The sequence below is a fragment of the Rhodococcus sp. P3_B8 genome (assembly GCF_056402775.1).
Genome location: NZ_JBFUGT010000018.1, coordinates 1 through 22,626, shown reverse-complemented (window position 1 = coordinate 22,626; position 22,626 = coordinate 1). Strand labels below are relative to the sequence as shown.

The following is a 22,626-nucleotide window of genomic DNA, read 5'->3' as shown; positions in this document are numbered from 1 at the left end:
CAGAAATTTTTTCGGCAACCGACCGCACCCGTCCACATCAGCGAGGACACGATGCAGCCGGCACCGGCGGCAGGGTCGCTGACACCGATCCCCAGCTCCGGGCGCCGCACGAAGATCGTGTGCACCCTCGGGCCCGCAACGGCAACCGGCGACCGCATACGCGAACTCGTCGACTGCGGAATGGATATCGCACGGCTCAACTTCAGCCATGGCGAACATTCCGATCACGAGGAGAACTACCTCCGGGTGCGGGACGCGTCCGAACGCACCGGCCGGGCGGTGGGTGTTCTCGCCGACCTCCAGGGCCCGAAGATCAGGTTGGGGCGCTTCGCCGAAGGCAGCACCGTCTGGTCGGACGGCGACCTCGTGCGGATCACCGTCGACGAGTGCGACGGCACCCACGACCGGGTGTCGACCACCTACAAGCAGTTGGCGGAGGACGCCGAGCCCGGTGACCGGTTGCTCGTCGACGACGGCAAGATCGGATTGGTCGTCACGGACGTCGACGGCAACGACGTGGTGTGCCGGGTCACCGAGGGCGGACCGGTCAGCAACAACAAGGGTGTGTCGCTGCCGGGGATGAACGTGTCGGTCCCGGCGCTGTCGGGCAAGGACATCGCCGATCTCGAGTTCGCACTGCGTCTCGGTGTCGACCTCATCGCCCTGTCGTTCGTGCGATCGGCGGCAGACATCGAACTCGTCCATGCCGTGATGGATCGGGTCGGCCGCAGGATCCCGGTGATCGCGAAGCTCGAGAAACCGGAGGCGATCGACAACCTGGAGGCCATCGTGCTGGCGTTCGACGCGGTGATGGTCGCCCGCGGCGATCTGGGCGTCGAGCTTCCTCTCGAACAGGTGCCGCTCGCGCAGAAACGGGCCATCCAGATTGCCCGCGAGAATGCGAAGCCGGTCATCGTCGCGACGCAGATGCTGGAGTCGATGATCGAGAACTCACGGCCCACCCGCGCCGAGGCGTCCGACGTGGCGAATGCCGTCCTCGACGGCGCCGACGCCGTCATGCTGTCGGGCGAAACGTCCGTCGGGAAGCACGTGATGGAGACGGTCCGCACCATGGGCCGCATCATCAGCGCGGTGGAGGAGAAGTCCACGCACGTTCCGCCGCTGGCGCACGTACCCCGGACGAAGGGCGGAGTGCTGTCCTACGCGGCGCGCGACATCGGGGAACGATTGGGTGCGGCGGCGCTCGTCGCGTTCACCCAGTCCGGGGACACCGTGCGCCGGCTCGCGCGGCTGCACACTCCGCTGCCGTTGCTGGCGTTCACCCCGCTCCCGGCGGTGCGCGCTCAGCTCGCGCTGACCTGGGGCACCGAGACGTTCCTCGTCGACCCCGTCGAGTCGACCGACCAGATGATCCATCAGGTCGACCACGCGCTCCTCGGCCTGGGCCGGTACCAGCGGGGTGACCTCGTCGTCATCGTCGCGGGATCGCCTCCGGGCACCGTCGGCTCGACCAACCTGATCCACGTCCACAGGATCGGCGAGGAAGACCACTGATCGGATGTGACGCTGTAACCGTACGGCCGTCCGCTATTGACAGAACTCGATGGACACGGTTTTCTTAATGTCAAGATACGAAACTGTGTTTTCGCATCGTGGAAGTTTTGCCAAGTGCGGAAGGTGAGTCATTTCATGACTGAGCGTGTTGAGGTCGGCGGTCTGCAGGTCGCGAAGGTGCTCTACGACTTCGTGAACGAGGAGGCGCTGCCGGGGACCGGGGTGGACGCCGACGGGTTCTGGTCGGGTGCGGCCAAGGTGATCGACGAGCTGGCGCCGAAGAACAAGGCCCTGCTCGCCACCCGCGACGACCTGCAGGCCCGGATCGATTCCTGGCACCGCGACCGGGCCGCCGCCGTGATCGACCCGGCCGAGTACAAGGCGTTCCTGACCGAGATCGGGTACCTGGTGCCCGAACCGGCCCCGTTCGAGGTGTCGACGGCGAACGTGGACACCGAGATCACCGCCACCGCCGGCCCGCAGCTGGTGGTCCCGGTCCTCAACGCCCGCTTCGCGCTGAACGCCTCCAACGCGAGGTGGGGGTCGTTGTACGACGCCCTGTACGGCACCAACGCCATCCCCGACGACGGCGGCGCGGAGGCCGGTGCCTCCTACAACAAGGTCCGCGGCGACAAGGTCATCGCCTGGGCCCGCACCTTCCTCGACACCGCCGCCCCCCTGACGACCGGCTCGCACGCCGACGCCGCCCGCTACACCGTCGACGGCACCGCCCTGACCGTGCAGCTCGCCGACGGCACGATCACCGGGCTCGCGGAGCCGGGCAAGTTCGTCGGCTACCTCGGCGACCCGGCCGCCCCGACCAGTGTGCTGCTGCGCAATCACGGGTTGCACGCGGAAATCCAGATCGACCCCACCTCCCCGATCGGCCAAACGGACGCGGCCGGGGTCAAGGATGTGGTGCTCGAGTCCGCGGTCACCACCATCATGGACTTCGAGGACTCCGTCGCCGCCGTCGACGCCGACGACAAGGTGATCGGCTACCGCAACTGGCTGGGCCTGAACCGCGGCGACCTGACCGAGGAGATGACCAAGGGCGGCAAAAGTTTCACCCGCCGCCTCAACGGCGACCGCACCTACACCGCCGCGGACGGGTCCGAGCTCACCCTGCACGGGCGGTCGCTGCTGTTCGTCCGCAACGTCGGGCATTTGATGACCACCCCGGCGATCCTGCACGGCGACGGCACCGAAATCCCCGAGGGCATCCTCGACGCCCTGATCACCTCCCTGTGCGCCGTCCACGGACTCAGCACGGGCGATCAGACGGGGCCGTTGGTCAACTCCCGCACCGGGTCGATCTACATCGTCAAACCCAAGCAGCACGGCCCCGACGAGGTCGCGTTCACCACCGAACTGTTCGGCCGCATCGAGCAGGTGTTGGGGCTGCCCGCCAACACCCTCAAGGTCGGCATCATGGACGAGGAACGCCGCACCACCGTCAACCTCGCCGCCTGCATCCGGGAGGCGTCGGAGCGGGTGGTGTTCATCAACACCGGGTTCCTCGACCGCACCGGCGACGAGATCCACACCTCGATGGAGGCCGGGCCGATGATCCGCAAGGCCGAGATGAAGAAGCAGACCTGGATCACCGCCTACGAGGACTGGAACGTCGACACCGGTCTGGCCTGCGGGTTGCAGGGGCGGGCGCAGATCGGCAAGGGCATGTGGGCGATGACCGAGCTGATGGCCGAGATGCTCGAGCAGAAGATCGGCCACCCCAAGGCCGGCGCGAACACCGCATGGGTGCCGTCCCCGACCGGGGCCACCCTGCACGCCACCCACTACCACCAGGTCGACGTCGTCGCCGTCCAGGACCGGCTGACGGGGACCCGGCGGGCCACCCTCGACGAGATCCTCACCATCCCCCTCGCCCCGAACACCGACTGGTCCGAGGCCGAGAAGCAGGAAGAGCTCGACAACAACTGCCAGTCCATCCTCGGCTACGTGGTCCGCTGGATCGACGCCGGCGTCGGCTGCTCCAAGGTCCCCGACATCCACGACGTCGCCCTGATGGAAGACCGCGCCACCCTCCGCATCTCCTCCCAGCTGCTGGCGAACTGGATCCGGCACGCAGTGGTCACCGCCGACCAGGTCGTGCAGTCGCTGCAACGGATGGCCCCGGTCGTGGACCGGCAGAACCAGAACGACCCCACCTACCGGCCCCTGGCCCCCGACTTCGACACCAACATCGCCTTCCAGGCCGCGAAGGAACTGATCCTCGACGGCACCAAGCAGCCGTCGGGCTACACCGAACCGATCCTGCACCGCCGCCGCCGCGAATACAAAGCAGCCAACGCCTGACCGGTCGCCCCCCACGTGAGTGGCAAAGCGTGCTCGCGCACGCTTTGCCACTCACGTGTCAGGTCGGGTTGATCCTGCGCATCACTACACTGCGAGGGTCAACGTCGAACTCGTCGGACAGGGGCTGGAAAGCACGTGGGGCAGCATCGCGGCGAATCGCGCGCCAGGGGTATCAGCAGGGGGCCTTTGATCGTGCTCGGTCTCGTCGTCGTGATCGCGGCAGGTGTCGTGGGCTGGTTCCAGTTGCGTGACCGGATCACCGATCAGGGCGTGGCTGCCGCGGGCGCCTGCGTGGAAGGCGAATCCGTGCTCGCGGTCGCGGCGGATCCCGACATCGCACCCCAGCTCCAGACTCTCGCCGACCATTTCACGGAGACTGCCCCGGTGATCCGCGATCAGTGCGTGTCGGTGACGGTCACCGCCGTCGCGTCCGACACCGTGCGCGACGCCTTGTCCGCGGGGCCGGACGGCCCGTGGGACGCAGCGGCGCTCGGGCCTCGCCCCGCTCTGTGGATTCCGTCGAGCTCGCATTCCGTCAAGCAGGTGTCAGCGACCGGCGTCATCAGCGGCGAAGCGCGTCCCGTGGCGACCAGCCCCGTCGTGCTCGCGGTCCGGACGGCGTTCGCGAACGCGCCGGGCACGCCGGCGATCGACTGGAAGGACTTGCCGTCGCTGCAGACCGGCCGCGACTCCCTCGCGACTCTCGGCCTGCCGGGCTGGGGCAGCCTGGGGATGGCGCTCCCCGTCGGCCCCGGCGCCGAGAGCACGGAGATGGCAGTCGAAGCGGTTGCAGCCGCGGTCGCGGGAAGCCCCACGGGTCCGGTGACGGAGGAGCAGGCTCGTTCTGTTCCCGTCACGTCGGCACTCACCGGTCTGGCGCTCGGCTACGAGGCGTCGTCGGGGACGAAGCCCGCGACGACGCGGGAGGCGCTCACCGCGCTGGCCGAGCAGGGCGATCCCGCCACCTCCGGCATCCACGCGGTCGCGGCCACCGAACAGCAGGTCTACCAGGCCCTGCGCGACGCACCCGGAGCCGACATCACCACATCGATGCCGAAAGGCCCGACACCCGTGGCAGATCACCCCGCGGCCGTTCTGGCCGGCCCGTCCGTCGACGAGACACAGAGCCGCGCCGCCGCGCAGTTCGCGGAGTTCGTCCGTCGACCCGAACAGGCACAGGTCCTGGCCGACGCCGGGTTCCGCGTCGAGGGACTCGCCCGGCCCGACGACACCGCGCTGGCCTTTCCCGGTTTCGAATCCACCCTCGTTCCCGCCGATGCGGCCGCTGCGGCCGAGCTGATGCAGGTGATCCGGAATCCGATCACCCCCCGCACCTCCACCGTCCTGCTCGACGTTTCCAGCTCGATGGGAGAGCGCGAGGGGACGGCGACGCGCCTCGCGAACACGACGGCAGCGCTCACAGCCCACGTCGACCGTTCTCCGGACTCGTCGAACCTCGGGCTGTGGGAGTACAGCACGACGCTCGACGGGTCGCGGCCGTACACGACCGTGGTCGCGACCGGTCCCCTCTCGGCGGGCGGTTTCACGGAGGGCACCCGCAGGCAGGCACTCGACGCCCGGCTCGCCAAGGCGACACCCGCCACCGGGTCTTCGACGTACACGTCGCTCGAAGCGGCCTACAAGAGCGCGGTGGACGGATACACGCCGGGCCGCACCAACTCGGTGCTGCTCGTCACCGACGGGGCCAACGACGACTCCGTTGCCCGCGCGGATCTGCTGTCCGCCATCGCTGCGGCCTCGAGCACGTCGAAGCCGGTGCGCATCGACGTGGTGACGATCGGCGAGAACTCCGACCTCAACACGTTGCAGGCGTTGGCCGATCGCACCGGCGGGTCGCTGGAGAAGGTCGCGTCCTCGGACGGAGCGGCACTGCCGACCGCGATCAGCAAGCTGCTGTCGTGACGAGGCTCCTGGTCTTCGCGGTCTTCCTCGCACTCGTCACATGGTGGCTCCATCGGCGACTCGTGCGGGCCACCGGGCTCGGCCGGCCCTGGTCGGTGGTCGTCGACGTGACCCTCGTGGTCCTGTGGGTTCTCGCGGTCATCGGCGTCGGCAGCGGCGAAGCCTTCGATCCGGGATGGGCGCGTCCCCCGGGATGGGTGGGCTGGGTGTGGCTCGGCGCGATGTTCTATCTGGTGCTCGGGCTTCTCCTGGTCGCGTTGGTGTCGCTGCTGACGCGGCTGTTCGGCCGCCTGCGCGGCACCGGGAACGACGAACAGGTCGATCTGTCGCGGCGGCGAAGCCTGCGCATCGCCACCGCCGTCGTGGTGGTGGGTGCCGTCGGCGCCGCCGGCTACGGGGTGTCGGAGGCCGCGCGGCCGCGGATCGTGCGGGTTCGGGTGCCGCTGAAGCGTCTGCCCGCCGAGTTCGACGGTGTGCGTGTGGCGCTCGTGTCCGACCTTCACGTCGGCCCGGCGCGGGGAGTGGATTTCACCCGGCGGGTCGTCGACCTGGTAAACGCGCAGCAGCCGGATCTCGTCGCGATCGCGGGCGATCTGGTCGACGGGACCGTCGCCAAGGTGTCGCCCGATCTGCAACCGCTCGGCGACCTCGAGGCCCCGCTCGGGGTGTTCGGTGTCAGTGGCAATCACGAGTTCTACGCCGACGACGGTGGTCGCTGGCTGGATGTGTGGGACCGGCTGGGCATCCGGACGCTGCGCAACGAGCGCGCGACGATCACCCGGGGCGGCGCCACCCTCGACGTCGCGGGCATCCACGACTATTCCTCGCCGGCCCCGTACGAACCCGACCTTCCGGCCGCGCTCGCCGGACGCGACCCGTCGACGTTCGTCGTGCTGCTCGCGCACGAACCGCGGCAGGCACTGGAAGCGTCCGACCTCGGTGTCGACCTGCAACTGTCGGGGCACACGCACGGCGGGCAGATGTGGCCGCTGCGTTATCTGGTGCCGCTGCAGCAGCCGTCGGTGACGGGATTGGACCGCATCGGGAACACCGTCCTCTACACGACCCGTGGTGTGGGCACGTGGGGTCCGCCCGTGCGGGTGGGCGCCCCACCGGAGATCACGATCCTCGAGCTGGTGCGCGAGGACTGAGCGAGCGATGCCCGCCCCGCGTGAGCGGGACGGGCATCGGCTGTGTCAGGCGTCTTCGAATGCGGAGATCGGCGGGCAGGAGCACACGAGATTGCGGTCGCCGTGTGCACCGTCGATGCGCCGCACCGCCGGCCACACCTTCGGCCGTGCCTTGCCTCGGGGGAAGACCGCCGTCTCACGGGTGTAGGGGTGGTTCCACTCCGCGACCAGGCAACCGGACGTGTGCGGGGCACCGCGCAGCGGGTTGTCGTCCACCGGCCACTCCCCCGCGCCCACGCGGTCGATCTCGGCGCGGATCGCGATCATCGCCTCGCAGAAGGCGTCGATCTCTTCGAGGTTCTCGCTCTCGGTGGGCTCCACCATCAGGGTGCCCGCCACCGGGAAGCTCATCGTCGGTGCGTGGAAACCGTAGTCGGCGAGGCGCTTTGCGACGTCGTCCACGGTCACACCGGTGTCCTTGGTGATCGGCCGGAGGTCGAGGATGCACTCGTGTGCCACCATTCCGCCCTCGCCGGTGTAGAGGACCGGGAAGTACTCGTCCAGGCGGCGCGCGATGTAGTTGGCCGAGGCGATGGCGGTCAGGCTTGCGCGGCGCAGCCCGACGGCGCCCATCATCCGGATGTACGCCCACGTGATCGGGAGGATCGACGCACTGCCGTAGGGGGCCGCGGAGATCGGTCCGGCTGTGCCGAGTTCCGGTGCGAGCGGATGTCCGGGCAGGAACGGCGTGAGGTGGGACCGCACACCGATCGGACCGACGCCGGGGCCACCGCCACCGTGCGGGATGCAGAACGTCTTGTGCAGGTTGAGGTGGCTCACGTCGCCGCCGAACCGGCCGGGACGGGCCAGGCCGACCAGGGCGTTGAGGTTGGCGCCGTCGACGTACACCTGGCCGCCGGCGTCGTGGACGGCGGCGCAGATGTCGGCGATCTCGTGCTCGTACACACCGTGTGTGGACGGGTAGGTGATCATGATCGCCGCGAGGCGCTCGGCATGGTCGGCGATCTTCGCCCGCAGGTCGTCCAGATCCACGTCACCGTTCGGGCGGCAGGCGACGACCTCGACGCGCATCCCGGCCATGACCGCGGATGCGGCGTTGGTGCCGTGGGCGCTCGACGGGATGAGGCAGGTGTCGCGGTGGTCGTCTCCGCGGCTGAGGTGGTAGTTACGGATCGCGAGCAGCCCCGCGTACTCGCCCTGGCTACCGGCATTCGGCTGCAGGCTGACCGCGTCGTAGCCGGTGACGGCCACGAGCCAGTTCTCGAGGTCCTTGATGATGCGGAGGATTCCCGGTGTGTCCCCGGTCGGCGCGAACGGGTGCAGTCCGGCGAACGCGGGCCAGGTGATCGCTTCCATCTCGGCGGTGGCATTGAGCTTCATCGTGCACGAACCGAGGGGGATCATGCTGCGGTCGAGTGCGATGTCCTTGTCGGACAACGCCCGCAGGTAGCGCAGCATCGCCGTCTCGGTGCGATACCGGGTGAAGGCCTCGTGCTGCAAGTAGTCGGATCCGCGGAGCTGCGCGTCGGGGACGGACGTGCCCGCTTCCTCGGTCACGGCGCCTTCGCCGCCGAACGCCGCCAGCACCTGGGCGACGTCGTCGGCAGTGGTGGCCTCGTCACACGCGATGGCGACGTGATCGGCGTCGACGAACCGCAGGTTGATGCCGGCGTCCTTCGCCTTCGCCACCACGTCCGCGGCTCTGCCGGCGACTCGAACGAGGATCGTGTCGAAGAAGTGCTCGTGTACGACGACGGCCCCGGTCCTGCGGAGCGCGGCGGCCAGGGAGTGCGCCGTGTTCGCCACGCGCAGGGCGATCGCCTTCAGTCCCTCGGCGCCGTGGTAGCTGGCGTACATGGCCGCCAGAATCGCCAGCAGCACCTGAGCGGTGCAGATATTCGACGTCGCCTTCTCGCGGCGAATGTGCTGCTCGCGGGTCTGCAGCGCCAGCCGGTACGCCTTGTCACCGTCGGCATCGACGGAGACGCCCACCAGACGGCCGGGGAGCTGACGTGCATGCTTGGTGTGCACGGCGAGGTAACCGGCGTGCGGGCCACCGAAGCCCATGGGGACACCGAACCGCTGGGTGGTGCCGAAGCAGGCGTCGGCCCCGATCTCGCCGGGCGGGGTGAGGAGTGTGAGTGCCAGCAGATCCGCCCCGACCGCGACCAGTGCGCCGCGCTCGTGGGCGGCGGCGATCACGTCGGTGTAGTCGACGATGCGGCCGGACCCGCCAGGCATCTGCGCGAGGACGCCGAAGAAGTCACCGTCCGGAAGGCCGGCGGACAGGTCGGCCACCACGATCTCGATGCCGAGCGGCTCGGCCCGGGTTTCGACGACGGCCAGCGTCTGCGGGAACAGGTCGGCGTCGACGACGAACCGCGGGGACTTGCTCTTGCTCGCCCGGCGCAGCAGCGTCATCGCCTCGGCGGCGGCGGTGGCTTCGTCGAGCATCGACGAGTTGGCGACCTCCATGCCGGTCAGGTCGGCGACCATCGTCTGGAAGTTGAGGAGCGCTTCGAGGCGGCCCTGGCTGATCTCGGGCTGGTACGGCGTGTAGGCCGTGTACCAGGCCGGGTTCTCGATGATGTTCCGGATCAGCACCGGCGGGGTGAGGGTGTCGTAGTAGCCGAGACCGATCATGGACGTCGCCACGGTGTTCTGCGCGGCGAGTGCGGACAGTTCGGCGAGCGCTTCGTGCTCGGACACCGGTGCAGGCAGCGCGTCGAGGCCGTCGGCGATGCCGCCCGTCACCCCGTCCAGGATGACGGCGGGGACGGCCTTCGACGCGAGGTCGTCGAGCGAATCGGCTCCGACCAGTTCGAGAATGTGCGCGAGTTCCGCAGCGTTCGGGCCGACATGACGATCGGCGAATGTACGGCTTCCAGCGTCGATCACGACAACTCCCAAGCAGTTCGGAGGATCAGGACACGCCCCGCGTAGCGGAACGTCCCTCCCCCTCTGTCGCCTGCTCGAATCGAGCGCCTGAGAGATTCGGTACCGTCATTCGGGTGTGAAGACGGCCCTTTCCCCGTGGGCGGGTGGGTGCTCCCACCGCTTTCCAGAGACGTCGGAGCCCGCACGGTCCTGTCTGCCTGAGAGATTGACGGGGAGGTGTTGCTCCTTCGGCGCCCGAACTCCCGCACACACGATGTTTCTGTGCTTGCGGTGCCCGGAACTCTCCCGCACGGCGTCGACGCACCGCCAGTCTATGTCACGGCTGCAGATGGCGGCGCAGGCAGCGCCGCGCTCCGATGGATGCGGGCTAGCCCGTCTTGCGGCTCGCGCGGTTCTTGCGTCGCGACGCCAGTTCGTCCTCGGGGCTCTGTTCGCTCTCGCCGCCATCGGCGCGCTCGGCCGGGAAATCGGCGATGGTGCCGGTCAGTTCGCGCATCGCACCGCTCACCGCGATACCGAAGACACCCTGCCCGCCCTGGAGCAGATCGACGACCTCTTCGGGGGACGTGCACTCGTAGACCGTGGTCCCGTCCGAGAAAAGTGTGATCTTGGCCAAGTCCCGCACTCCGCGCTTACGGAGGTGGTCGACGGCCACTCGGATGTTCTGCAAGGATATTCCGGTGTCGAGCAGACGCTTGACGATCTTGAGGACGAGGATGTCTTTGAACGAGTACAGCCGTTGGCTGCCCGAACCTGCTGCGCCACGAATGGACGGCACGACGAGCGACGTGCGAGCCCAGTAATCGAGCTGGCGGTAGGTGATTCCCGCGATCTGGCAGGCGATGGGGACGCGGTATCCGACGAGGTCGTCGGGCACGGAATCGTCCGGGAAGAGGCCCGGTTGGATCTCCTCGGAGCTGAATTCGGACTCGGCAACGTTGTCGCCGGGCGCAAGATTCAGCGCATTCTCCTGCGGCCGATCTCCCACTGACTACTCCCTCTCGCATGTTGCACTGAACCCGACGATCAGTGCGCCTGTGACGCGCGTCGCCAGTGCCCGCGGCACAGCCACAGCACATCGAGCGGCGCAAGCGCCACCAGTGACATCGAGCAAGTCCGTACCCTGAACCTACTCAGCGTACGCCCGATACAATCTGCAGGGCAGAAAATCACTGCACTGAACGCTATGACTCCGAAGAGACGGGGTCAACGCAACGCGCCGGAGGAACCTCAACCGTTACTCCGCGCCCGAGGCTTTTCCGACGGCGCAAACTAGCCGTCGGTTGCCTTGAAATCGTCCGGCGACACGGACTCGAGGAATTCCTTGAACTTCTCGACCTCGTCCTCGCGCTCGTCGGGCATAACCAGACCGGCCTCCGTGAGTACCGCTTCCTCGGCGAAGATCGGCACCCCGATTCGCAGTGCGATGGCGATGGAGTCGGACGGGCGGGCCGAGACGCGGGTGTTCTGGTCGAACACGAGGTCGGCATAGAACGTGCCCTCGCGCAGGTCCACGATGCGAACTTCCTTCAGGGTGCGACCGAAGGCTTCGATCAGGTTCTTGATGAGATCGTGGGTCAGCGGACGCGCAGGCTCGACGCCCTGCTGTTCGAGTGCGATCGCGGTGGCCTCGGTCTGGCCGATCCAGATGGGCAGGTACCGCTCGCCGTCGGTTTCACGCAACAGCAGAACAGGTTGACTTTGGGGTTGCTCGACACGAACTCCGATCACGTGCATTTCGCTCATCGCGTCTGCCTCCACCCTGCAATGGTCCGTCCGCGGCACACAATGCCGTACCAGGATTCTATTCGATTCGTGTCTGCTCTTCGACCGTACAGCCGTTCGAGCGCAGCGTCGTTGGGAAGTGGGGACGGTCGGCGGGTTCACCTCACCGATCGAGCGCACCCCGGACTGCCGACTTCACCAGGCAGGTGTGCAACGTCAGAGACAGGGCGGCCAGTTCGCGCACCATCTCCTCGGCGCGATCACGGGCGCCGGCGTCGCGGCCCTTGGCGACAGGCCCGGCGATCTGCGCGACCAGCCCGGCCTCGCGGTCGGCCGCCAGCTTGAACGCCCTCAGGTGCCGCACCTCGAGTCCGAACTCGGACATCGCCCTCGCGGTGCGCGCCAGTGTCACCGCGTCCTCGTCGAAGAATCCCGCCGGCCCGGGAACGACCAGGCCTCCGCGGGTCAGTTCGCCGAGGAACTTCTCGTCGATCCCTGCCCGGGCGATCAGATCGTCGCGGCTGATCCGCACCTCGCGGTCGGTGAGGAACTCCTCCGGGGACACCTCGCCCGGGGCCACCGTGAGCGCGCGCGGCCGGCGCGGCGAAGAATCGCCTGCGCCGACCGTGGCCACACCTCTGTCGATGGCCTCGAGCTGCTCCTTGATGACCTTCAGCGGCAGATACTGATCGCGCTGCGCAGTGAGGACGTAGCGCAGTCGTTCACAGTCGGCGATCGAGAATCGCCGATACCCCGAGGGAGTGCGCTGGGGGCTGATGAGACCCTCGGCTTCGAGGAATCGGATCTTCGAGATCGTCACATCAGGAAAATCGGGGCGGAGTCGATCCAGCACGGAGCCGATCGACATCCCCGATTGCGCCTGCTGCTGCCGCACCGCGGTCATTGGCTACCCGCACCAGCTGACGTCTCACCGATCTGCGAGCCACCGGCAGCGGTCCGGGGTCCGGTCAGGAAGACCAGTCGGAACTTGCCGATCTGGACCTCGTCACCGTTCGCCAGGACAGCCGAGTCGACCGGCTCCCGGTTGACGTAGGTGCCGTTGAGGCTGCCGACGTCGACCACCTGGAACTCGTCGTCCTCCTGACGGAACTCCGCATGACGACGGCTGACGGTCACGTCGTCGAGGAAGATGTCGCTGTCGGGATGCCGTCCCGCGGACGTCGTCGGCTGGTCGAGCAGGAAGCGCGACCCTGCGTTCGGTCCACGCTTGACGACGAGCAGAGCAGAGCCTGCGGGCAGTCCCTCCACACCCGACACCGGAGCTTCCGGAGCCTGGGTTGCCGAGGAGTTGTCGAGCTCATTGAGAAAGTCCGCGCGGAAGACCGACGTGGTTTCCGCCGGCGTCTCCCCATAGACCGCGTCGTTGCCGTTCTCGCTCACCGTTTCTCCTCCTAGTTCGATCATCCAGCAAGATTCGCTGGACTACGCAATGCCACTCGGTACTACATAATTCGGTTCCCGTGCACATTAACTTCTGTGCAAACTCCCACGATCACATTCAAACTACGGACCTGCGCCCCGACACGGCACATGCGTTCAACATCGACCGTACCCTGCGCACGCCGGTGCGTGTAGTGAGACAGGCCGCCAGCACATTACGAACCGGTATTCCGACAGCGGATTTTTCCGGCAACCCGGTTTCCGGGCTGTCGGCACCTTCCGAAACCATCCGATTACCGCCTCGCGTGTTCTCGGGAAATTATCCTGCCGTGATGTCTGCATAGCCGGCGGCGTCCAGCATTTCGGCCAGTGCCGCGTCGAGGGTCGCCTCGTCGTCGACACCGAGGTCCACCAGCCACCCCTGCCCGTAGGGCGCGGAGTTCACGAGTTCCGGGTTGCCGTCCAGATCGGCATTGGCGGCAACGACTTTCGCCGTCAGCGGGGCGAAGATGTCGGAGACGCTCTTGGTGGATTCCACCTCGCCGAACGATTCGCCCGCCGTCACGGCCTCGTCGACCGCCGGAAGCTGGACGAACACGACGTCGCCGAGCTGGGACTGCGCGAAATCGGTGATGCCGACGCGTACCGTCGTGGGCCCCGTCCGCTCGACCCACTCGTGTTCGGCGGTGTACCGACGATCGGCGGGAATTTCGAGCTCACTCACAGTGGCTTCCTTTCGATGGCAATCCGCGGGCGGATGCGAAGATCAATTTCCGGGCTGAGCGTATTGGCGAGGTTTCGCCTCCCGCAAGGCGGCGATCGTGACCTGCTGCGATTGTTCGATCGTCAGCTGTCCGCCGCTGCGCGCGACCGTGTCGACCACCCCGCCGGGAATGTTCAGGGCCGCCGCCAGAGTCGGCGGATCACCGATGGCGACCACGCCGTAGGGGGCGTTCACCTTCCGGCCGTCCACCGACACGCCGCCGGCCGAACCGGACACCCAGGAGTCGACGCCGATCCGGATGGGCGGGCCGTCCGCACCCTGGATCTGGACGGCTTCGGCACCGGCGGCACGCAATTCCTGCACGAGGTCGAGCAGGACCTCGGAGCCGACTCCCTTGTTGGGGTCGGTGATGCGCATCGTCACCCCGGGACCGGTGGCCGGTGCGCTGCCGACCTGGATCGACAGCGCCGTCAACCGGGCCTGCGCCTCGTCGAGCGCCGCTCCGGAACTGCCGCTCTGTTGCAACGTTGCCAAGGTCTGTTCCAGCGATGCGATCTCCTGCCGCAGGGCAGCCTCCCGCTGGTTCAGCGTGTCCAGGACGACCAGGAGATCGGCCGGGCTCGCCGAGTCGAGGGTGTCACCGGACCCGGTGTTCTTCACCTGCGTGACGATCGCGATTCCCAGCCCGCCGAGCAGGAGCGCGGCCAGCAGCGCGAAGACGACGTGCGATCGCTGCGACGTCGCCGGTTCGTTCCCGTGCAGTTCGTGTCTGCCCTCGTGTCCGCTCACGCCGCGCTCACGCCCCGAACAGACGTCGCCGGAGGGCGGCCGCGTTGCCGAAGATGCGGATGCCCAGCACGACGACGATCGCGGTGGACAGCTGGGTTCCGACACCGAGTTGGTCACCGAGCCACACGATCAGGGCGGCCACCAGGACGTTGAACACGAACGAGACGACGAACACCTTCGAGTCGAAGATCTCGTCGAGGTACGCGCGCAGTCCGCCGAACACCGCGTCGAGCGCGGCGACGACGGCGATGGGCAGGTAGGGCTGCACGGCGTCGGGCACTTGCGGGCTGAACACCACGCCCAGCACGATGCCCACGATCAGGGCGAGCACCCCGTAGATCGCGGATCCGCCCTTCAGTGCTGCCTTCATTCGTGTGACTCCTCCATTCGACTCCGCCGTTGTCATCGTGTTCCCACTTCCCGGGCTGCCCGCACTTCCCGCGCCGGGGCGGCGGGCAAGTGGAGATCGTCGGCCTCCGCCACCGCGAAGCCGATGCCGTACAGCTGCGCCACGCTGGACATCCGCAGATAGGCGTCGCTCACCACGAATCCGGTCTGCATCGGTCCCTGCGGGCCGATCGCGGAGACCACGTACGGCGAGAACACCGGCTGGTTGTCCACGAGCATCGCGCCACCCGCCTGGCGGATCGTCACCGACGGGCCGATCCGCACGTCGCCGACCGCGATGGCCTCGGCGCCGCTCGCCCACAGCGAATTGACGACCGACTGGAGGTCGCGGTCGAGCACCACGGCCTTCCCCCCGACACTGCGCTGGGACGAGTCGGAGAGGTTGGGCTTGGCTGCGGGGTCCGTCAACGTCACGGTCAGGCCGGGACCGTGCACGGCCTCGACTCCGGCATCCCCCTCGAGGCCGCGAAGCTCGTCGAGCAGTGCCGCGCCTCGGGCGTCGCCGGCCAGCGCGGTGGCGCGCGCGTCGTCGGTCTGTGTCGACAGCGTGTCCCGGGTGGCGGCGAGGGCGCCCGCCCGATCCTCTGCGTCCTGCACCTTGCTCAGGAGTTCGGACCGCACCTGCTCGGTGCCGGGGATGCGTTCGGTGGCCTGGCGGTAGGCGACCGACAGCACGAGCCCGACGAGCAGCGCGCCGATCGCGATCCACACCTGCTGACCGACCCGTGTCTGCCGTGAATGTCCCTGTTCACGATCCTCGGCCGCACCCTCGTACCCGGGGTCCAGATGATCGTTCATCAGGGACTGCAGCAGGGACGGCACCGGATTCCTGCGGATTCCGGAATCTGTCCGTTTCATCACTGGACCTCGTGTTCGTCGCCGCCCGGTCCTCGCACGGGAACGGTGCGCGCGACGGTCAGCGCGTTCACGGTGTAGAGCAGCCCGGTCCACACGTAGAGCACCGTGCCCCAGATCAGGAGCGCCGCGCCGAGCGGCTGCGCCACGGTCGCGATGCTCCAGTCACCGTGCGCCGCGAGGGTCATCGGCAGCGCGAACATCAGCAGGAAGGTGGCACCCTTGCCGAGGTACATCACGTCGGGGGGCGGCAGACCGCGCCGTCGGTAGATGATCAGCGTCAGCGCGAGAACGGCGTCGCGGCCGATCAGGATCGCCGCGACCCACCACGGGATGAACCCGCGCAGGACGAACGTCACCAGCGTCGTGACGACGTAGAGGCGATCGACGAAGGGGTCGAGCAGCGCACCCAGCTTCGACGACTGGTCGAGGATCCGCGCCAGCTTGCCGTCGAGCCAGTCGGTGAAGCCGCTGATCATGAGGATCGCGAGTGCCCACCCGTCGGAGTGGGTGACGAGCAGCAGGTACACGAACAGCGGCACGCCGAGGAGTCGAACCACGCTCAGGAGGTTCGGGACGGTCACGATCCGGTCCGACCGCACAGTGTCCCGGTCCACCGAATTCACCAAAATCTCCCCAGCGTCGAGTGCGGACCTGTTTTCGGGCGCTCGTCGCACCGCTCTCGCCACTCTTCCACAACCGGGATGGTGTTCAGTCGATCGTCCCGTCCGTCCGGCCGTGTCACTCGCCCCGCGCAACGTCCGGTCGCGGTGGGGCCGGGACGCGCGCGACGGCGTCCGCGGTCAGACTTCCCAGGTACAGCCACCCGTCGTGCTCCCGCACACCTGTGACGGGGGAATAGCTGCCCTTGCCTCCGCGCAGGCTGTGCACGATCTCGCCGCGGTGATCGAGGGCGATCACCCAGCCGGCGTGCTCCGGATTCGGCTGCACGGCCTCCGGCAGATTCGCCGCGACGATGCGCAGCGTGGGATAGGGCGCGAGCAGGTCGAGCAAGCGCATCCGCGGGCTGTAGAGCGCCACCCAGAACAGGCCGTCCCGTGTCTGGGACGTCATGTTGTCCGGTATGCCGGGCAGATTCGCGGCCCACACCGACGCCGCACCCTGCGACGGGCCGGTCAGGTCGACGCGGGAGATCTGGTACGAGCCGGTCTCGGCGACGAGGACGAAAGATTCGTCCGAGGCCAGTCCCACACCGTTGGCGAACTGCAGTCCCTCGGCGAGGAGGTCGGTCTCCCCCGTCCGCGGGTCCAGACGCAGCAGACGGCCGGTCCCGCGGTGCTCGAGAAGGTCGTAGCGGTGGTCGGCGATCGTGAAGTGCGCCGAGGAGTCGGTGAAGTACACGATGCCGTCCCGGCCGACCGCCGAGTTGTTGCACGCCACGAGTGGGCGCCCGGCCGCGGCGTCGGCGAGCACGTCGACGCGTCCCTTGTCGTCGACCCGCAGCACACCGCGCTCGGCGTCGCAGATCAGGAACCTGCCGTCGTCGAGGACCTCGACCCCGAGGGGGCGCCCGTGGGTGTTCGCGAGTTCGGTGGCGTGTCCGTGGCTGTCGAACCGCCAGATCCGGCCGTCGTTGCCTCCGGTGACCACCCGGCCGTCGTGATCGACGGCGACGTCCTCCGGGCCTTCTCCGGCGGGGAGCGTCCAGCGGTGCGCGTCGTCGAGCACCCTGTTGGGAGCGAGCACTCCCGTGAGCGTCGGCGGCGGCGGGGCGTGCCAGACGACGGGGTCGACACCGGTGCGGTCGAGCTTGCGGGCGAGAGACTCGAAGAGGGTCACGAACTGTGAGATTAGTCGTGTCCGCCAGTCGATATGGTCTCGCTAACGCCAGGCGAACACCGGCTGGTCGAATCCGTCGATGCGCGTGTGTCTCCCGTGCAGCGCGACCTCCCGGAACTGGTACACGACCGCGCCGGTGGGGGCATGCACGAGGTGACGGCGGAACGGCCATTGGATCACCGGTTTCGACGATTCGGGGATCTCGACGAACCGCGGCTCCGCGTCGATCTCGGGAACGCCCACCGAGAACACTTCCGCCACTTCCTCGCGGTTGGGGACGAGCGACGTGATCGGCTGGTCCGACCACACGACGAACGGGGTGATGACGTACCCGGAGCGGGTGACGTAGTCGTCGAGCCTGCCGAGCACCGCGGACGGCTCCACGTCGAGGCCGAGTTCCTCGTGCAGCTCGCGCCGGGCGGCGTCCTCGCCGGTCTCCCCCGGATCCACTCCGCCGCCGGGCAACGCGAACTGCCCCGGATGCGCACGCATCTTGCTCGGGCGCATGGTCAGCGGAACGGCCTGACCGTCGGCGCCATCGTTCATCACGGCGATCACGACCGCCGCGGACCGCCGATTCGTCGGGTCCACGATCCGTGGTTCGAACCGTGCCAGCGCGTCGGCGAGCCGTTCCCTGCTCAGTGCGTGCCCATTCACCATCACCCGACAGTATCGCCAGTCGCGGCGAAACCCACGCTCCGATCCCCCGCGTTTCGAACCCCGCGCCGGCCGTCAGCCGAGCAATTGCTGCCGGATCTCGTTCTTGAGCACCTTCCCCAGTGTGGAACGAGGCAGATCGGGCCAGACCAGGATTTCCTTCGGGGTCTTCACGCTGCCGATGCGCGCTTTCACGAACGCCGTGAGTGCGTCGGCCTCGATCGGTGTTCCGGCTCGGGACTGGACGACGGCGACGACACGTTCACCCCATTTCTCGTCGGGGAGCCCGATCACCCCGCAGTCCTGGATTCCGGGGTACGCCATGAGCGCCTGTTCCACCTCGACGGAATAGACGTTGAATCCGCCGGTGATGATCATGTCCTTGGACCGGTCGACGATGTACAGAAAGTTGTCGTCGTCGAGGTACCCGATGTCGCCCGTGTGATGCCAGCCGTGCGCCGACGCCTCCTGCGTCGCAACAAGATTCTTGTAGTACCCCGTCATGACGAGCGAGCTGCGCACGACCACTTCGCCTCGCTCACCGGCAGGCAGCAGCGTCCCCTGCCCGTCCATGATGGCGACGGTGACCAGCGGGGAGGGCCTGCCTGCGGAGCTCAGCCGGGCTGTCGCCACCGAGCCGTCGGCGTGGAAATGGTCTTTCGGCGCCATCGTCGCGATCATCATCGGCGCCTCGCTCTGCCCGAACAGCTGGGCCATCACGGGCCCGATCCGGGTCAGCGCTTCTTCGAGCCGGGTCGGCGAGATCGGTGCCGCGCCATACCAGAAGCATTGCAGCGAACTCAGGTCCGTCGTCGGCAGGTCGGCGTGGTCCAGCAGCATGTAGATCAGGGTCGGCGGAAGGAAGGTGTGGGTGACGCGGTCCCGGTCGATGTGCGCGAGGAACTGCCCCAGGTCGGGCGTGGGCATGATGACCACCTGTCCGCCGAGGGCGAGAATTGGAAAACACAGGACACCGGCCGCGTGCGTCAAAGGCGCGAGGGCGAGGTAGACCGGTCTGCCGTCGAACGGGTAGCTCATCAGGGTCAGCGCAGACATCGTCTCGATGTTCCGGCCGGTGAGCATCACCCCCTTCGGCCTCCCCGTCGTCCCGCCGGTGCCGACGATCAGTGCGAGATCGTCGACCGGCTCGACGTCGAGACGTTCGGTACCCAGCCAGTCGTCGAACGGGTGGGCGTACTCCTCGTCGCCGTCGAGACACACGAGCGTCGTCAGCAGCGGCAACTGCCGACGGATCCGATCGACCAAGGGCGCGAACGCCTTCTGGAAGATCAAGCAGCGACAGTCGAAGAGGGCGAGCAGGTCCCGATTCTCCGCCGCCTCGTTCCGCGGGTTGATCGGGCACCACACCGCCCCCGCCCGGCTGATCCCGAAGACGCACGAGAACGCGGTCGGATCGTTGCCGGACAGGACGGCCACCTTGTCACCGGCGGCGATCCCCGACCGGGCCAGCGCGGCCGCGACGCGCCGGCTCAGGTCCTGTACATCGGCGTACGACAGCGTCCGGTCACCCATCGTCAGGCACGGCGACGACGGACCGAGCGAGGCACCCTTGTCGAGGTAGTCGGTCAAACGCATGGTGCGGTTCTCCTCGAGGTCGCGGCCGGGACGATCAGCTCTGCACGGTGAGAACCGGCTCCATCACGAGGCCGAAGCTCCGCAGGACTCCCAGGAGTTCGCGATGCCCGAACGCCTGGCACGCCGACGCGAGACCCGTCCGCTTCGGAGGCTGCTGCAACAGGGAGTACGCGGCGTACGCCTGCAGGAGACCCGTCTGCTTGTAGTTGCAGTTGCCGTGGATGACACAGTGCGCCCGCCCCAGCGGCCCCGACGCGTACACGGAGTCGAGCGACGTGTTGACCCGTGGGTTCTCCCGCGGCGGCATTCCCGCCTGCACGGAGCCGGCGATCTCCGCGAGCGCCGCGTCCTGCTCGTCCGCGGGAAGGGTCTTGATCTGCTCCTCGACCATCTTCTGCGTCGCGACGACACCCTCCATCACGGAACGGTCGAACACGCCGCCTGCCGCCTTCACGTTCGCCACCCGTGGATCGTCCTTGAACCACACGGGATGGCAGGTGCCGCCCCACGGCAGCGCGAGGGCCATCTGGTGCTGCCCCGGCACCACGACCTCGAACGTGGTACCTGGGTCCCACTTCGCGTACCGGTTCTGTTCCAGGTAGTACCAGTCGGCTTTGAGGATCGTGAAGATCGTCTGCGTGGACGCATAGGTGGGAAAGCCCTTCCACAACACCAGGATGTCGAGGGTGTCCAATCCCGGCGTCTCCAGCGCGATGTTCGCGGCGATCTCACCGGTGGTGTACATCTGCGCGACACCGGGTGACAGCAGCAGACCCTTCTCCGCGAACTTGTCGCCGAACTTCGCCTGCACGTCCAGAACCCAGTCCTGCTCACCGGTCGTGTCGGTGTAGTGACAGCCCGCGGCGAGAGCCGCCTCGACGACGACGGCACCGTGCTTGATGAACGGGCCGACCATGTTACTGACAACCCTTGCGCCACTGAACAATTCCGTCAGGGCCGGGACGGTGTGCTCGACCTCGACCACCTCGTGGTCGACGGTGTCCAGGCCGGGAATCCGGTCGAGCACTTCCTGGATCCGCTTCTTGTCCCGGCCCGCGGCGACGAACGGAATGTTGAACTCGCGCAGGTATTCACACACGAGGCGCCCGGTGTATCCGGAGACTCCGTAGACGATGACGGGCTTCTTGTCGGTCATGAGATGCCTTTCGGTATGTGAGAAAAGTTCGGGAGATCGGTTACATGCCCATGCCACCGTCGACCGGCAGGCCGATTCCGGTGACGAAGCGAGCGGCGTCGGAGGCCAGGAAGACGACGGTGTCGGCGATGTCCGCGACCTCGCCGAGACGCCCGAGAGGCGTCAGGCCGATCACGTCGGCGACCGCGGCGTCGGCGCTGGGCCACAGTCCGAGCCGCTCCATGTCGGCGGCCAGCCCGAGTCCCATCTCCGTGGCGACCAGCCCGGGGTACACGCAGTTCACGCGGACGCCGTACCCGAGTTTGCCTGCCTCCTGGGCCGCGACCCGGGTCAGCCGGTCGACGGCCGACTTGGTGGCGGAGTAGCCGGCGATGCCCGGGAACGGGATGGTCGCGGCGACCGAGGAGACGTTGACGATCGCCCCGCCCGATCCCGCTGCGCCTCCGGGGCGCATCGCGCGCAGACCGTGCTTCAGACCGAGCGCGACACCGAGAATGTTGACCTCGCACATCCGGCGGATGTCGGCGGGATCGATGTCGACCACGAGTGACGAGATCTCGATGCCCGCGTTGTTGACGAGGAGGTCGAGTCCGCCGAGTTGCTCCACGGTGGCAGCGACGGCGCGCTCCCAGTTGCCGTCGTCGGTGACGTCGAGTTTCACGAATCCGGTGTCGACGCCGGACTTCGCGACGGAATCGGCAGTCGCGCGCCCTTCCTCCTCGAGGACGTCGCCGATCACGACCGCCGCACCGGCGTCGGCGAGGGCGGCAGCCATACCGGCGCCCAACCCCTTCGCACCACCGGTGACCAGCGCTTTCCGTCCTGCAAGATCACTGACGCTCATTCCGACCTGCCTTCGTACGGGACGATTCGCGGAAACCACGTCACGAGATCGAGTCCGCGATGTGGTGTGGATCACAGAGTATTCCACTTTGGACGACTGTCAAGAATTCTCTTGACGACTGTCAAGTTTTTGTTACACAGTCGTCAAGGAACGCGGGCTAGACTGATGCTCACCGTGCTGGACCGTGCGAGCCGAACAGGAAGAATGCCGTGACACCCGTCGCCGAGAAGAACGCCGATCGGGTCTCGCGCCGCCAGGTCGACAAGTTCGCCGAGCGCCGGGATCAGCTCGCCGAGGCCGCGTTGCAGACCCTCTCTGAACTCGGCTACGCCCGCACCAGTCTCCGGGAGATCGCCCAGAACTCCGAGTTCTCCCACGGCGTCCTGCACTACTACTTCAGCGACAAGGTCGATCTGATCACGCACTGCGTGCGGCACTACAAGGCCCGGTGCGTCACGCGATACGACGGGGTGGTCGCCACGGCGCAGACTCCCGAGGAGTTGAAGGCGGGATTCGGCCGGGTGCTGGTGGCTTCGCTCCGCGACGAGGCCACCATGCATCGCCTCTGGTACGACCTCCGCTCGCAGTCGCTGTTCGAGGAATCGTTCCGCGCAGACGTCGCCGCGATCGACAAGAGCCTCGAAAACATGATCTGGCGCATCGTGTCCCGGTACGCGGAGTTGGCGGGGCGCACGATCACCGTCGCCCCGGCCACCATCTATGCGGTCTTCGACGGACTGTTCCAGCAGAGCCTCGCGAAGTATCTGTCGGGGGACGACACGGCGGCGGACAACCTCGCGGACAACGTCGATCAGGTACTGGCGCTCGTCATTCCGGCACGGTAGGGCCGGTCACTTCTCGGCGG

20 protein-coding genes and 1 riboswitch are annotated in these 22,626 nt (G+C 67.7%); of the genes, 5 read left to right on the top strand and 15 right to left on the bottom strand.

Features of this window, described 5'->3' with window-relative positions; translation table 11 throughout:
• The first annotated feature begins 51 nt into the window (after window positions 1–51).
• From pyk to AC1D1G_RS09960, 4 genes are all read left to right on the top strand, one after another.
• Window positions 52–1,515, top strand: coding sequence for a pyruvate kinase (gene pyk, locus AC1D1G_RS09975; RefSeq protein ID WP_477951932.1), 1,464 nt, complete (start codon window positions 52–54; stop codon window positions 1,513–1,515).
• 135 nt (window positions 1,516–1,650) lie between these two features.
• Window positions 1,651–3,834, top strand: a complete 2,184-nt coding sequence (locus AC1D1G_RS09970) for a malate synthase G (protein ID WP_477951882.1) — start codon at window positions 1,651–1,653, stop codon at window positions 3,832–3,834.
• Window positions 3,835–4,026: 192 nt separating this feature from the next.
• On the top strand, window positions 4,027–5,757 hold the full coding sequence (locus tag AC1D1G_RS09965) for a substrate-binding domain-containing protein (RefSeq protein ID WP_477951931.1): 1,731 nt from the start codon (window positions 4,027–4,029) through the stop codon (window positions 5,755–5,757).
• Window positions 5,754–6,908 (top strand): metallophosphoesterase, encoded by a 1,155-nt coding sequence (locus tag AC1D1G_RS09960; protein WP_280784888.1) that lies wholly within the window; start codon window positions 5,754–5,756, stop codon window positions 6,906–6,908. Before AC1D1G_RS09965 ends, AC1D1G_RS09960 begins: the two co-directional genes overlap by 4 nt.
• Window positions 6,909–6,953: 45 nt before the next feature.
• On the opposite strand, the gene gcvP is transcribed toward AC1D1G_RS09960, so the two are convergent.
• The 15 genes from gcvP to AC1D1G_RS09885 form a co-directional block, all read right to left on the bottom strand.
• Window positions 6,954–9,806 (bottom strand): aminomethyl-transferring glycine dehydrogenase, encoded by a 2,853-nt coding sequence (gene gcvP / locus AC1D1G_RS09955; RefSeq protein WP_283335167.1) that lies wholly within the window; start codon window positions 9,804–9,806, stop codon window positions 6,954–6,956.
• A gap of 174 nt (window positions 9,807–9,980) precedes the next feature.
• Window positions 9,981–10,104: riboswitch (glycine riboswitch) on the bottom strand.
• Window positions 10,105–10,173: 69 nt separating this feature from the next.
• A complete protein-coding gene (locus tag AC1D1G_RS09950) occupies window positions 10,174–10,794 on the bottom strand; it encodes a MerR family transcriptional regulator (RefSeq protein WP_037229402.1) in 621 nt (206 codons plus the stop codon).
• A gap of 284 nt (window positions 10,795–11,078) precedes the next feature.
• Window positions 11,079–11,552: a bifunctional nuclease family protein gene (locus tag AC1D1G_RS09945; RefSeq protein ID WP_105422646.1), complete on the bottom strand. Its 474-nt coding sequence runs from the start codon at window positions 11,550–11,552 to the stop codon at window positions 11,079–11,081.
• Window positions 11,553–11,694: 142 nt separating this feature from the next.
• The gene (gene ftsR / locus AC1D1G_RS09940) at window positions 11,695–12,435 is read right to left on the bottom strand and encodes a transcriptional regulator FtsR (RefSeq protein WP_105422644.1); all 741 of its coding nucleotides are present in this window, start codon (window positions 12,433–12,435) and stop codon (window positions 11,695–11,697) included.
• Window positions 12,432–12,956, bottom strand: coding sequence for an oxoglutarate dehydrogenase inhibitor Odhl (gene odhI, locus AC1D1G_RS09935; protein ID WP_411194628.1), 525 nt, complete (start codon window positions 12,954–12,956; stop codon window positions 12,432–12,434). Before odhI ends, ftsR begins: the two co-directional genes overlap by 4 nt.
• Before the next feature lie 295 nt (window positions 12,957–13,251).
• Entirely contained in the window at window positions 13,252–13,656 is a 405-nt protein-coding gene (gene gcvH, locus AC1D1G_RS09930) for a glycine cleavage system protein GcvH (protein WP_005562897.1), read from the bottom strand.
• Window positions 13,657–13,698: 42 nt separating this feature from the next.
• Window positions 13,699–14,445, bottom strand: a complete 747-nt coding sequence (locus AC1D1G_RS09925) for a DUF881 domain-containing protein (protein ID WP_105422640.1) — start codon at window positions 14,443–14,445, stop codon at window positions 13,699–13,701.
• A gap of 7 nt (window positions 14,446–14,452) precedes the next feature.
• A complete protein-coding gene (locus AC1D1G_RS09920) occupies window positions 14,453–14,815 on the bottom strand; it encodes a small basic family protein (RefSeq protein WP_005264197.1) in 363 nt (120 codons plus the stop codon).
• 32 nt (window positions 14,816–14,847) lie between these two features.
• Window positions 14,848–15,711, bottom strand: a complete 864-nt coding sequence (locus tag AC1D1G_RS09915) for a DUF881 domain-containing protein (RefSeq protein WP_283335169.1) — start codon at window positions 15,709–15,711, stop codon at window positions 14,848–14,850.
• The gene (locus tag AC1D1G_RS09910) at window positions 15,711–16,334 is read right to left on the bottom strand and encodes a CDP-alcohol phosphatidyltransferase family protein (protein WP_280784892.1); all 624 of its coding nucleotides are present in this window, start codon (window positions 16,332–16,334) and stop codon (window positions 15,711–15,713) included. Before AC1D1G_RS09910 ends, AC1D1G_RS09915 begins: the two co-directional genes overlap by 1 nt.
• Before the next feature lie 115 nt (window positions 16,335–16,449).
• Entirely contained in the window at window positions 16,450–17,508 is a 1,059-nt protein-coding gene (locus AC1D1G_RS09905; protein WP_283335170.1) for an SMP-30/gluconolactonase/LRE family protein, read from the bottom strand.
• 42 nt (window positions 17,509–17,550) lie between these two features.
• Window positions 17,551–18,168 carry an NUDIX hydrolase gene (locus AC1D1G_RS09900; RefSeq protein WP_025432828.1) on the bottom strand — a complete coding sequence of 206 codons (618 nt, stop codon included), beginning with the start codon at window positions 18,166–18,168 and terminating at the stop codon, window positions 17,551–17,553.
• Between the two features lie 72 nt (window positions 18,169–18,240).
• Window positions 18,241–19,761, bottom strand: a complete 1,521-nt coding sequence (locus AC1D1G_RS09895; protein WP_477951880.1) for an acyl-CoA synthetase — start codon at window positions 19,759–19,761, stop codon at window positions 18,241–18,243.
• A 34-nt stretch (window positions 19,762–19,795) separates the two neighbouring features.
• On the bottom strand, window positions 19,796–20,917 hold the full coding sequence (locus tag AC1D1G_RS09890) for a DUF5938 domain-containing protein (protein ID WP_280784894.1): 1,122 nt from the start codon (window positions 20,915–20,917) through the stop codon (window positions 19,796–19,798).
• Between the two features lie 40 nt (window positions 20,918–20,957).
• On the bottom strand, window positions 20,958–21,761 hold the full coding sequence (locus AC1D1G_RS09885) for an SDR family NAD(P)-dependent oxidoreductase (RefSeq protein ID WP_105422626.1): 804 nt from the start codon (window positions 21,759–21,761) through the stop codon (window positions 20,958–20,960).
• A gap of 209 nt (window positions 21,762–21,970) precedes the next feature.
• On the opposite strand from AC1D1G_RS09885, the gene AC1D1G_RS09880 reads away from it, so the two are divergent.
• The gene (locus AC1D1G_RS09880) at window positions 21,971–22,606 is read left to right on the top strand and encodes a TetR/AcrR family transcriptional regulator (protein WP_477951877.1); all 636 of its coding nucleotides are present in this window, start codon (window positions 21,971–21,973) and stop codon (window positions 22,604–22,606) included.
• The last annotated feature ends 20 nt before the right edge of the window (window positions 22,607–22,626 follow it).